Below are 13186 nucleotides of genomic sequence, written 5' to 3' on the forward strand. Positions count from 1 at the left end.
GCGAGCCGCAATACGCGAACTGCCAGTTGAATGGCTAATCAACAAGCTTGGTGCAACATATGAAAAAGCACAAACGCTGTTAAGTCAACGTTTGTGCTTTTTTGATTATAACGGGTATTCGCGGTAGCCGTTTTGTACGCCAATCCATTTCACTGTTGTAAATTTATCAATTGCCCATTCGCCGTTGAAGCGACCGACACCTGAATCTTTTTCGCCACCAAATGGCACGTGTGCTTCGTCGTTTACAGACTGGTCGTTAATGTGTACCATGCCTGATTTAATTTGCTTCGCGAGTTCGACACCATGGTGTAAGTTTTCGGTAAAGATCGAGCCTGTTAAGCCGTATGGAGAATCGTTCGCAATGGCGATCGCTTGTGCTTCGTCGTCTGCTTGAATGATGCATGCGACTGGGCCGAAAATTTCGTTGCTCGCAATCGGCATGTCGTTTTTCACGTTCGTTAAAATCGTCGGTGTGAGCACGCAGCCGTTCACTGTACCTTGTAGTTGGACATGTGCACCTTGCTGAATGCTCGCTTCGACGTCCACTAAAATGCGATCGACTTGCTCGCGGTTAATGAGCGGTCCGATAAACGTCGCGTCATCATGTGGGTCACCAACTTTTAGTTTGCTGACGATCGCTGTGAAGGCCTCTACGAATTCGTCATGCACGTCTTTTTCTACAATAATGCGGTTGAGCGCCATGCAAATTTGACCTTGGTGCATGAACTTACCGAATGCCGCTGCACGTGCTGCACGCTCGATGTTCGCGTCTTTTAACACGACCATGACGTTGTTGCCACCAAGCTCAAGCGCGACATCTTTTAAGTGGTAGCCTGCAAGCTCACCGATGCGACGACCTACTTCTGTTGAACCGGTGAACGAAATTAAGCTTGGAATTGGGTGCTGTACGAACGCATCGCCAATTTCTGAGCCGCGCCCGACGATGACGTTGACAAGTCCTGCTGGGAAGCCTGCCTCCTCAAAAATTTCACCGAACAATAAGCCTGATGTGACCGGTGTGTCCGACGCTGGTTTAATAACAACGCCGTTACCTGTTGCGATCGCTGGGGCAATTGAGCGCATCGATAATAAAAATGGGAAGTTCCATGGGCCGATGACGCCGATCACACCTTTTGCAGTACGGTATACGCGGTTTTCCTTATTCGGCACGTACGACGGTAAAATTTGCCCTGTTAAACGTGTTAAAAAGCTCGCCGATTCTTTGACGATGCGCAACGCTGAGTTGAACTCCGACGTTGCTTTTAGCTTCGTGCCGCCTGCTTCGTTAATGAGCCAGTCGATGATGAGTTCACGTTTGCTTTGTAAAACAGCGACAAGCTGCTCAAAACGTTGCTGCTTTTCAACGAGCGGTGTTGCTTCCCATACTTTTTGTGCGCGTGCTGCTGCTTCGTATGCGTCATCTAAATCTTGTTGGTTCGCCGCTTGAATTGTGACAAGCTCCTCGCCATTGTATGGGTTGTAGCTCGTAATGCTTTTTGTACTTGAGCCGTCTTTCCATTCACCGTTAATAAACTGCTTTGTGAATTGCTGCTGTGCTAATTGTTCCATGTCGATCCCTCATTTCAATTAGTAGTTCAGTGCGTGCTGCTTACGTGCTGCATAAATCGCTTGGAAAATGCCGCGCTGTTTATATAAATCAATTTCAAGCTGTGTATCTAAGCGAAGGTGCAAGCTAATCGTTAGTGCATCGCCGTTTGGACGAATGATCGCGGCTTGAACGGTTTGTTTTGGTTGCAATGTGTCAGGAAGTACAATCGTAAATGTTTCCTCACCTGTTAAAGCATACGTTTGTGCGCTTTCGCCATGTTCAAACTGAAGTGGAATAATGCCCATCATCGCTAAGTTGCTGCGGTGAATGCGCTCGAAACTTTCCGCAATCACTGCTTTCACACCGAGTAAATACGTGCCTTTTGCTGCCCAGTCGCGCGCGCTACCTGTGCCGTATTCTTTGCCAGCAAGTACAATTAGTGGTGTATTTGTTTCACGATAACGCTGTGATGCATCGTATACGGTTAATTGCTCGCTACTTGGAATGTGACGTGTGTAGCCACCTTGCTCTGTACTTAGTGCATTTTGCAATCGTGGGTGGGCGAACGTGCCGCGCACTAACGCTTCAAAGTTGCCGCGACGTGCGCCGTATGAATTAAAGTGTTCATATGCTACGCCGATTTGCTTCAAATAATGCCCTGTTGCGCTATGCTCCTCAATATGTCCAACTGGTGAAATATGGTCAGTCGTAATCGAGTCGCCGAGCTTTAGTAATACGCGTGCATTGTTGATTTGCTGCGCGGACGTGTCGTGTTCGAAAAATGGTGACGGTTTGAAATACGTCGATTGCGGATTCCACGTAAATGTTTGTGTCGCCTCATACGGTAATGCTTGCCACGCTGCATCGCCTTGTAATACGCCGTCGTACGCTTCTGTAAATAATGTGCGCGTCACCGTATCGGCAATGACAGCTTCGACTTCGTCATTTGTCGGCCAAAGATCACGTAAGTATACGGTTTGTCCAGTCGTATCGTACGCAATTGGCTCGCTCGTTAAATCGATGTGCATCGTGCCTGCTAATGCGTACGCAATAACGAGCGGTGGTGATGCTAAATAATTCGATTTCACGAGGCGATGAATACGACCTTCAAAGTTGCGGTTGCCACTTAATACAGCCGCGACAGATAACGATTCATTCGTGATCGCCTCTGAAACGTCCTGCGCTAATTCTCCGGTATTACCGACGCATACGGAGCAGCCGTAGCCGGTAATATAGAAGCCGAGCTGCTCTAAATAGGGCAGTAACCCAGCTTTCGTTAAATAGCTTGTGACAACTTTTGAGCCAGGTGCTAAGCTCGTTTGAATCGTTTTATTCACCGTTAAGCCCTGTTCGACAGCACGCTTCGCCAGTATTCCAGCGGCGATCATATTGTATGGGTTTGACGTGTTCGTGCAGCTCGTAATAGCCGCGATCACAACGGAGCCATCTGTTAACGTTTCACCCCGCACGATAACTTCTTTGTTCGTTTGCTCAAATTGCTCCTTCACTGCAGATAGTGCGAGGCGGTCTTGCGGGCGTTTTGGTCCTGCTACGCTCGGTTCGATTTGACGTAAATCAATCGTAATGACTTGCTCATACGTCGGTTCCGTCGTCGCATCATACAGTAAGTGCTGCGTTTGGCAATACGCTTTTACGCGCGCAACTGTATCGTCATCTTTACCTGTTAAACGTAAAAAGGCGAGCGTCGCATCATCGACTGGGAAGAAGCCACATGTTGCGCCGTATTCTGGAGCCATGTTCGCAATCGTCGCACGATCGGGTACACTGAGCGCATGCACATCACCGAAATATTCGACAAACTTGCCGACGACGTTCGCTTTACGGAGTGTTTCGGTAATCGTTAAAGCGATGTCTGTTGCTGTTACGCCCGTTTGTAGTTCACCGATAAGCTTCACGCCAACGACTTTTGGTAACGTCATGCTCGTTGCAACACCCATCATGGCAGCTTCTGCTTCGATGCCACCAACGCCCCAGCCGAGTACGCCGAGCGCATTGACCATCGTCGTATGCGAATCGGTGCCAATGACAAGCTCAGGGTGCGCGATACCGCGGTCGTTCGTTGCGACGACGTGCGTTAAATATTCGATGTTGACTTGATGAATGATGCCGTTTGCAGGTGGCACGATCGCGACGTTTTGAAATGCTTGCTGTGCCCATTTTAAAAAGGTGTAGCGCTCCTCATTGCGTGCATATTCTTGTGCGACGTTTTCAGCGAACGCATCGGCATGACCAAACGTATCGACTTGTACGGAATGGTCAATGACGAGCGCTACTGGAATAACAGGGTTTACAGTTGCTGGGTCTACCCCGTCACGCGCGAGCTGCTCACGTAACGTCACTAAATCAACGAGCGCTGGTACACCAGATGCATCTTGCATAATGACGCGCGTTGGCAAAATCGGAATGTCGATTGCCTCGCGTGCAGCGATGCGCTGAAGCAATAGGATGCATTCATCGTCGCTCATGTTTAACGTTTGTGCGTTTCGAAGCAATGACTCGATGATGATTTTTAAAGTGTATGGCAGCTTCGCGAGCGCAATGCCTGCAGCTTGTGCGGCATGCTCGACGCTATGAAAAGTGAGCTTGCCATTTGTCGTCTCATACATCGCGCCACCTCCTATGATTCCACTTTCACTTGCTCAGCAGGTCGCTCTGATAAATCGCTGCTTTTACCTGCTTTTAACACGAAGCTATCGATGTGGCTCGGCAAATGTTGCTGAATGAGGCGTGCTGTTTCAAGTACACGGTCCAGTGATACGTTCGTTGGAATGCCCATCGCTTCAAAGCCGTGAATTAAATCTTCCGATGCGATGTTACCACTTGCACCAGGTGCGTACGGGCAACCTCCTAAGCCACCTGTTGAACTATCAAAGTGGCGAATACCTTCCTCGTAGCCAGCTACTGCGTTCGCAAATGCCATGCCGCGCGTATTGTGTAAATGTAGCGTGAATACAAGCTGCGGGAAGCGTTGTGTTAATTCGCGTACAGTGCGTTTAATTTGCGCTGGGTTTGCCATACCTGTCGTATCGGCAAGTGACACTTCCTCAATGCCAAACGATGCGTAGCGCTCACAAATCATAATGAGACGCTCCACTGGTACGTCGCCTTCGTACGGACAACCGAACGCAACCGAGATCGAGCCAGCAATTTCAATGTCGCTTTCTTTTGCGCGTTCAATGAGTGGCTCAAACTGCGTAAGCGCTTCTTCTGTCGTACAGTTGGCGTTGCTAATGCTGTGCGAATCAGACGCCGACAACATGAGCTTTGCTTTATGTACGCCTGCGTTAATTGCTCGTTCTAAGCCGCGCACGTTCGGTACAAGCGCACGAAACGTGACGCCATCTCGTCTCTTCACTTGTGCGAGCACGTCGTCTGCGTCCTTTAGCTGTGGAATTGCTCGTGGGTGCACGAACGACGTCACTTCAACTTGCTTGTAGCCACAGTCGATCAACGCGTTGACGATTTCGACTTTTACCTCAGTTGGAATCCACTCGCGAATGCTTTGGAAGCCGTCGCGTGAGCATACTTCTGTTAAAAATACTGCATCTGACATGAGAAGCCCTCCTAAATAATGTTTTGTGCTTTTAGCTCGGCAATTTCTTCTTCGCTATAGCCGAGTAAGCCATGTAAAATTTCGTCGTTATGGTCGCCTAAGTCTGGTGCGATATCGCGAATCGAGCCTGGTGTTTCCGAAAACTTCGGCACGACGCCTGGAATTTTCACTTTGCCTAAACGTGGGTGCTTCACCTCGACGATGTTTTCGCGCGCTTTATATTGTGGGTCGTTGAAAATATCTTCAATGCTGTAAATTGGGCTCATCGGTACGCCGCACTCATCTAAATATGTTTGCAGCTCGTCTTTCGTTTTCGTTTTCACCCAATCTGCGACGATGCCGTTTACTTCATCAAATCGTTGTAAGCGCTCTGAGTTCGTATGGTAGCGCGGGTCCGTTAACATGTCCGCACGCTCCATCGCATGTGCAAGACGCTCAAACGTTTTATCTGAGCTCGTCACTAAAATAATCCAGCTGCCGTCTTTCGTTAAAAAGTTACCAGCCGGCGCTGAGTGACCGCTTAAGCCTGGTGAACGTTCTTTAATGTGCCCTGTTTGGTCGTAATCCGTCACTAAAAACTCAAGCATGCGGAACATCGACTCATATAAGCTCACATCGACCGATTGTCCAACGCCGTCTTCTTGACAGTCGCGGTAATACAATGCCGTCATCGTCGCAAACGCTACGTAAATACCTGTTACGTAATCGGTTAATGAAAACGATGGGCTAATTGGTGGGCGATCTGGGTAGCCGTGTAAGTACGTGAAACCACTGAACGCGGTAGCTGGTGTACCGAACCCTGCTTTATGCGCGTACGGTCCTGTTTGCCCGTAGCCTGTTACACGTACCATAATGAGCTCTGGATTCACTTCCTTTAGCGCCTCATAGCCGATGCCCCATTTTTCAAGCGTGCCTGTGCGGAAGTTTTCGATGACTACATCTGACTGCTTCACAAGCTCCTTTAAAATTTCTTTTCCTTTTTCTTGGCGCAAATCGAGCGTTAATGATTTTTTATTGCGGGCAATGCCTGACCAGCGCAGCCCTTCCCCTTCGTAATACGGTCCTAAGTTGCGCAGTGGGTCTCCTACGCCTGGCATTTCGACTTTAATGACTTCTGCTCCGAAGTCACCGAGTAATGTTGCGCCAAATGGAGCCGCAATAACGGTTGATAAGTCGAGTATGCGAATGCCATCTAATGCCCCTCTTTTTTGTTGAACTGTCACAATTCCCACGTCCTTTGTATTGAGATAATATGTTAACTGCTGTTTAGTTGAATTGAATAAGGTTGTAAGAGCTGCATGAACGCTTACGTCACTTATGAATAAAGACAAAGAAAAGACTATATCCTTGCGTAACAGAATATAGTCTTCTCGCTTATTTATCGTGATATGTCTTAAACAGACGCTGTTTTTCGTTCTTTGTATAACCACTCTAAATAAGTGTAATCGTCTGGACGACGGTTGAGCATGATCGTGTCGCGTAGTAAGCGTGTCACTTCATCCTCGGCGTGCTTAATTTCGCCCCATTTACGTGCACCGCGTTGTACTTGCGCTGTACGTGGAATACGTTCTTCCTCATATTCCTTAAAGGCCGCTGCAACAGATGATGTGCTGCGTAGCTTATCAACTAAACAAGCGGCATCTTCTAACGCTTGGCATGCGCCTTGTGCTAAATATTGCAGCATCGCATGGGCGCTATCACCTAGCAGCGTCACGCGATTTGTTGACCATTGATCAAGTGACTCGATATCGTGCAGCTTAGATACGAAGCCTTCTTGCACGAATTTCAGCGACTCTTGAATCGTTGGGCAGCAATCTTTAAACATTTCACGAAGCTCATCGATTGAGCCCCAATCATCTGATTCTGCGTTGTAACGGTAGCTTTTGAATACGGCTACTTGGTTAATGACGCTTTTATGACGCACTGGGTATTGCACTAAGTGGATGCCAGGACCGATCCACGTTAACTTTTCATCCCAGTCAATGTCGATCGTCATTTCATCCATCGGTACAGTGAAGCGATATGCGACGTATTTTGATGGCACAGGACCCGCTTGCGTAAATAGTTTACGTGCAGCTGAGTGAATGCCATCTGCGCCAACAACTGCTTCTGCGCGTAACGTTTCGCCGTTTGCACATGTTAACTCGACAAAGTCCGCATGCTCCTCAACGTTCGTTACTTTATGATTCGTTAAAAACGTAATGTTCGATAATGTACGGCAATGCTCCAGTAATACGTGGTGCAAGTCTGAGCGGTGGATTACGATGTACGGATAGCCAAAGCTTTCCTTGAATTTGTCGCCAAACTCCACTGCTGATAATTCCGTACCGCCTAATGCGTCCATAAAAATATGCTTGCGCGGGAATACCGCTAATTTGTATACGTCCTCTAGTACGCCAAGCTCATCTAATGCACGTAAGCCGTTTGGTCCAACTTGTAAGCCTGCACCGACTTCGCCAAATTGCTGCGCTTGCTCTAGCACCGTGACGCGTTTACCGAGCTTCGCAATGCCGTAAGCTGCTGCTAAGCCACCGATACCGCCACCGATGACAATTACTTCTTCCACATTTCCCATCCAATTCACCCCACGTTGTTATTTAATTACGACAGAGCCTTCCGCAAATTCCGGCTCAAACACTTTTTCAATCACTTGGTAGCCTTCATTTTCGCTGTACGCTTCTTCACGCTCGAAGCCGAATAACTCCATGATTGGTAAATCGTTTGTTGAGAATAAAAACGCTTCTTCTGTTTCTGATGTATTTACATGCTCATGCACTGCCCATACTGGTACGACGAAGAAATCGCCTGCTTCCCAATCGAAGCGCTCACCATTGATTACTGTGTAGCCTTTCCCTTTATGCACAACGTATACAGAGCTGTGCGTATGGCGGTGTGCTTTCCCTTTGAAGCCGACTGGTAAGCCTTGCATACGTGCACCGATGCGTCCATTTGCATCTTTACCTGTTGATGGGTTAATGTACTCTACCGCAAAACCGTCATATGGATCTGGCTCAAATTGTGATTGTCCATCGATTGCTTGCTTCGTTAAATCCCATGTGTAACGACCAAGTGGCGCTGGTGATGGCTTACGATCTGAAATCGGACGAACCATACCACCTGCGTAACGTTTTGTGCCGTAATCTTCTGGGAAGTCGATTGGCTGCTGGCTTGCTGGGTACATTTCAAAGAATGAGCTCGTTAACGCTGACGTGAACGGAATGTCTAAGCAGTCCATCCAAAGTACAGTTTCGTCGCCTTCGTTAATATGGTCATGCCAGCACCATTCAGGCGTAATGACATAATCACCTGGCTCGAAGTTGTATTTCACGCCGTTTACAACACCTGATGCGCCTTTTCCTTCCATAATGAAGCGTAGCGCTGATGTCATATGACGGTGTGGCGGTGCGATCTCACCTGGGTTTAATGCTTGTACAGCGGCGTAAAGCGTTTGTGTTGCCCCGCCCCAGCCGTGTGGTTGTAAGTATTTCATGCCTGGGTTTACTAAGTATACGGCGCGGCGATCAATTGACCCTGTACCAACTTGCAGTAAGTTTTTCGCTTTTTCTAACATGTCTAAAATTAATTGCTTTTTCCATAAGTAAGGAATGGCACGTGGTGTTGGCTGTGATGAACTAAACACAGACGCCCAAAGTGGCCCCATATTTTTTGATTGTAACTCCTCGTGAAACTCTAGTAATTCCGGTGTCCATTGTTGCTCTAATTTATGTTCTGACATCGTATTTCCTCACTTTCGTATAAGTAGTTTTGATGTGACGGCTAGTCGCTATATAAAGCAACTAGCGATCACGTCGTGCAATTAAATACCTGGCTTGTAGTCTACGCTGACAGAAAACTCACCGATGCGCTCGATATGAATGCGCACTGTGTCACCTTGTACAATCGGTGCTACGCCTTCTGGAGTTCCTGTTGTCACAATGTCACCAGGAAGCAGTGTCATAACGCTTGAAGCAGCTTCTAAAAACTTATAGCAGTCATAAATTAAGTCGCTCGTGTTCGCTGATTGACGAATTTCTTCGTTTACCCAAAGGTTCATTTGTAGCTTATTTGGATCTTCTACTTCATCGTTCGTTACGATCCACGGTCCAATTGGTGTGAACGTATCGAACGATTTACGCCAAGGACGATCTTCTTTCCCGCGTACGGTAATGTCCATTAACGCTAAGTAACCGAAAATGTAATCTGCTGCATCTTCTGCTTTTACGTCTTTCGCTTCTTTGCCGATAACGAATGCGATTTCTGCTTCGTGATCAACGCGGCGGTCTTTGAACGGTAATAACACCGTGTCGTTTGGTCCGATAATAGAAGATGGTGATTTTAAGAAGAAACCTAAACGGTCAACTGTTAACGCTGTGTTCATTTCTTCCTTATGCAAAATGTAGTTGATCGGTGCAGCGACGATTTTGCTTGGATTTGGCACTGGTGCACGTAACGCTACATCATTTACTGGATATGAAGGGCATGTTGCTAAGCCTTCTTCAATTTTTGGCTTTAAGTCGTTGAAGTTTTTCATTAGCTGTACAAGTGAACGCTGTGGCTCTTCCTTGTTCCAGCCTGTTAATTCTGTAATATCGACTACATTGTCGCCGTTAATGACGCCAACTTGATTTTCATTAAACACTGCAATTTTCATAAGTATAGTGCCTCCTAATGTTTCAGTAATGGTGTTTCTACCGCGTCGTGCACCGCTTGAAGCCAGTCGCTAAATCGTGCAATTGTCTCCAATGCCATCCCATCATCATAACGTTGAGAAAATTGGCTTGCCGGTACGTCCGGTGCGTAATAATGTAAGCAGCTCACCCATTTTTCGCGGTGCTCGTCTGCTGAAAGTGGAAGTTCAACCGACCCTGGTGCGATCGGTACGCTTAGCTTGTACACTTCGCCGCGCGCATGAATGTGAAGCGTCACAGGTAATAGCCCTTCTACTGGTGTTTCAGGTTCTTCTAACACGTGCACGCTCACCTTTTCAAATGCTTGCTGAAGGTGCGGGCGCTGCACTTGCTCGTCTGTAAAGCTCGTTAACGTCACTTGCTCATCGACAAGCGCCGCAAGCACGGTATATTGTGCGCTAAACTTTCCTTGTAAGCCTGTTTTCGGACGATGGTGTACAAGTGGTAGTAAGCTGCGAGACTGCGCATGAAGTACGATTGCTTCAATGTCATCTAGCGTTAAGTTGTGCTGCGTTTTCAGTAGCTGCATGCCATGAATGAAGCGATGTGTCGCAAAGCAGCACGGGAATTTTTTGACCGCTAAACTTGTAAGTAAGTCATACGGAGACCCGAACTGGAGTGTCGCTTGTTTGGCAATGACGTCTTGCTCGGTCATGCCGCCGTACGCTAAGAAAAAGCCGCGATCTTTAAAGATGTTTGTATTGCCTGTAAAGCCAGCATGTGCGAGCTTTACGGCTTGAATGCCATGCGATGCGGCAAGTCCGACGTGCAGCGGTTTCGTCATCGAACCGAAGTTTTTTTGTAAGCCGCCGCTCATCGACGCTGCAATCGCAATCGCATGTGCACATTGCTCATCATTTAAGTGTTCTAAGTATGCACACGCCGACGCTGCACCGACCGTCCCAAGTGTGTCGGTCGCATGCCAGCCGAGACGGTAATGTTGCACACCCATGATTTCACCGATGCGGATCATCACTTCTGTACCAATCGCATACGCCGTAATAACGTCTTGCCCAGAGCTTTGTAATCGCTCTGCTACAGGTGTAATAGCTGCTAAAATCGGTGCGCTCGGGTGTATGATCACACCAGCAGATGCATCGTCGTAATCGAGTACGTGCGTTGCCGTTCCGTTAATGAGTGCCGCATTTTCCTCAGACGTCTTTTTCGCCTGGGCAAATAACGAAGCGTTACCAGCTTGTTCGCCGTACACCGCAATCGTTTTTTGTACCGCGTCCTCGCGCCAGCCGGCAATCGACACACCGAGTGTATCGATCATTGCCTGCTTTGCTAGCGTAATCATTTCAGCTGGGAGTGAAGCGTACGTCGTCGTTGTAATGAACGCGACAAGTCGATCCATGACGTCGTTATTTACACTGCCAATTTGGTTTACGTTTTTCATTGAAAGCCGCAACCCCCTCCAGGCGATCTTCAGAAGTTACTAATAAGTTGTATGCCGCGATGTCTAACGCATACGCACTATGGTAGTCCGTTTCTGAGCCGTTGTTGATTGATACTTTCGCTGCGCGTACAGCCATTGGTGCACTTGCCGCGATTTTAAACGCAATTTCGATCGCCTTATCTTTTGCTTGACCTTTTGGTACGACTTCGTTTACAAGACCCCACTCGTACGCTAATTCCGCGTTTAGCTTGCGACCTGTGTAAATGACTTCCTTCGCTCGGCGTACACCGATTGCACGCGCTAAGTTTTGTAAGCCACCACCGCCTGGTAAAATGCCACGCAGCGCCTCTGATAAACCGAATACTGCCGTTTCTGAAGCGATGATGAAGTCGCTTGATAATGCCAACTCACAACCACCTGCTAATGCGTAGCCTTCAACCGCTGCGATGATTGGCACCGGGAAGTCACGCGTTAGCAGCACTAAATCTTCAATAATTTGGTGTTGGCGCTTCCATGAGTTGTTACCCATGCCGTTGCGCTCTTTTAAATCGCCACCTGCACTAAACGCTTTATCACCAGCGCCTGTAATGACGATGCATCGAAGTGTTTCGTTATACGCCTGCTCGCGGAACAACGCCAGTCTTTCTTCTAGCATTTTTGTGTTCATCGCGTTCATCACGTCTGGACGGTTTAACGTCACGACTAATACTTCTTGGTCTTCTCCGAGAAACTCAACTTTTAACGTTTCGAACGTTTGTGTATCGACTGTCATGCGGCAAACTCCTTTCTTAGTAAGATCGAGGCATTTTTAATACGTGCTGCCCAACGTAGCTTAAAATTAAGTTTGAAGAAATCGGTGCGATCTTCATCATGCGCGCTTGCATCCATTTACGGTTTACGTGGTACTCGTTTGCGGCTGCGTAACCACCGAACGTCTGCATACATGCTTCTGCTGCATGGTACGCTGCGTCTGAACATAAATATTTCGCCATGTTCGCATCTGCACCCGCTGATGGGTCTTGTGCATCAAACTTCGCTGCAGCTTCATACATTAACGCTTCTGCTGCACGTAGCTCCATGTACGCTTGTGCGATTGGGAATTGTACACCTTGGTTTTGTGTAATCGGGCGGTCAAATACAACGCGCTCGTTACCGTATTTCACTGCTTGATCGACAAACCATTTACCGTTACCTAAAGCTGAGCCTGATACTAATAAGCGCTCTGCTACCATGCCGTCCATTACGCAATATAAGCCGCGTCCTTCTTCGCCGATTAATGCGCTTTCTGGCACTTCTAAGTCGCTGAAGAATAATTGGTTCGTGTCACCACCAAGCATTGTTGGAATTTTCGTCGCTTCGATCATCCCTTCTCCAACTTCACGCGTATCGATTAAAAATAAGCTAATGCCGTGTGTTTTCTTTTTCACTTGATCTAGTGGTGTCGTACGCGCTAGCAATAACATTAAGTCTGTATTGTTGAAGCGAGAGATGAAGATTTTTTGACCGTTAATGATGTATTTGTCGCCTTTTTTCACAGCGAACGTCGTTAATTTCGTCGTGTCTGTACCCGCGTCTGGCTCTGTAACGGCGAACGTTTGTAAACGCAAGTTACCTGAAGCGATTTCTGGTAAATACTTTTGCTTTTGTTCTTCGCTACCGTGACGTAGTAATGCACCCATTGTGTACATTTGTGCGTGTACTTGGTTTGCGTTACCACCTGAGCGGTTAACTTCCTCTAAAATGATGGCACCTTCTGTAAAGCCTAAGCCTGATCCACCGTACTCTTCTGGAATTAACGCACCTAACCAACCTGCATCGCTCATCGCTTTTACGAACTCTGTTGGGTATAAGTTTTCCTCGTGCGACTTGCGCCAATACTCTAAATCAAAACGCGCACATACTTCGCGCACCCCGTTACGAATGTCTTGCTGGAAATCTGAATACGATGTTGTTGTTACCATTTTTTCATTCCTCCT

Annotated in this window: 10 protein-coding genes; all 10 read right to left on the reverse strand. The window is 47.6% G+C overall.

The features are described 5' to 3' along the window. Positions 1-105 precede the first annotated feature (105 nt). The 10 genes from A6K76_RS02625 to A6K76_RS02670 all read right to left on the reverse strand — a co-directional run bounded on the left by A6K76_RS02625 (position 106) and on the right by A6K76_RS02670 (position 13171). Positions 106-1569, reverse strand: a complete 1464-nt coding sequence (locus tag A6K76_RS02625) for an aldehyde dehydrogenase family protein (RefSeq protein WP_066461809.1) — start codon at positions 1567-1569, stop codon at positions 106-108. A gap of 18 nt (positions 1570-1587) precedes the next feature. After that, complete coding sequence (acnA, locus tag A6K76_RS02630; RefSeq protein ID WP_066461812.1) at positions 1588-4176, reverse strand: aconitate hydratase AcnA; 2589 nt, start codon at positions 4174-4176, stop codon at positions 1588-1590. Between the two features lie 11 nt (positions 4177-4187). Next, the gene (locus tag A6K76_RS02635) at positions 4188-5123 is read right to left on the reverse strand and encodes a hydroxymethylglutaryl-CoA lyase (RefSeq protein WP_066461814.1); all 936 of its coding nucleotides are present in this window, start codon (positions 5121-5123) and stop codon (positions 4188-4190) included. Between the two features lie 11 nt (positions 5124-5134). Beyond that, a complete protein-coding gene (locus A6K76_RS02640) occupies positions 5135-6346 on the reverse strand; it encodes a CaiB/BaiF CoA transferase family protein (protein WP_066461816.1) in 1212 nt (403 codons plus the stop codon). 170 nt (positions 6347-6516) lie between these two features. Continuing rightward, the gene (locus tag A6K76_RS02645; RefSeq protein ID WP_066461817.1) at positions 6517-7698 is read right to left on the reverse strand and encodes an FAD-dependent monooxygenase; all 1182 of its coding nucleotides are present in this window, start codon (positions 7696-7698) and stop codon (positions 6517-6519) included. Positions 7699-7716: 18 nt separating this feature from the next. Continuing rightward, on the reverse strand, positions 7717-8859 hold the full coding sequence (locus A6K76_RS02650) for a cupin domain-containing protein (RefSeq protein WP_066461819.1): 1143 nt from the start codon (positions 8857-8859) through the stop codon (positions 7717-7719). Positions 8860-8940: 81 nt separating this feature from the next. Beyond that, positions 8941-9774, reverse strand: a complete 834-nt coding sequence (locus A6K76_RS02655; RefSeq protein ID WP_066461823.1) for a fumarylacetoacetate hydrolase family protein — start codon at positions 9772-9774, stop codon at positions 8941-8943. Between the two features lie 14 nt (positions 9775-9788). Then, complete coding sequence (locus A6K76_RS02660) at positions 9789-11210, reverse strand: MmgE/PrpD family protein (protein WP_066461825.1); 1422 nt, start codon at positions 11208-11210, stop codon at positions 9789-9791. Then, complete coding sequence (locus A6K76_RS02665; protein ID WP_083995232.1) at positions 11176-11982, reverse strand: enoyl-CoA hydratase/isomerase family protein; 807 nt, start codon at positions 11980-11982, stop codon at positions 11176-11178. The genes A6K76_RS02660 and A6K76_RS02665 overlap by 35 nt, the downstream gene beginning before the upstream one ends. Positions 11983-11998: 16 nt before the next feature. Continuing rightward, a complete protein-coding gene (locus A6K76_RS02670) occupies positions 11999-13171 on the reverse strand; it encodes an acyl-CoA dehydrogenase family protein (RefSeq protein ID WP_066461827.1) in 1173 nt (390 codons plus the stop codon). Positions 13172-13186 lie beyond the last annotated feature (15 nt).

This window comes from Caryophanon latum, from assembly GCF_001700325.1.
Taxonomy (GTDB): domain Bacteria; phylum Bacillota; class Bacilli; order Bacillales_A; family Planococcaceae; genus Caryophanon; species Caryophanon latum.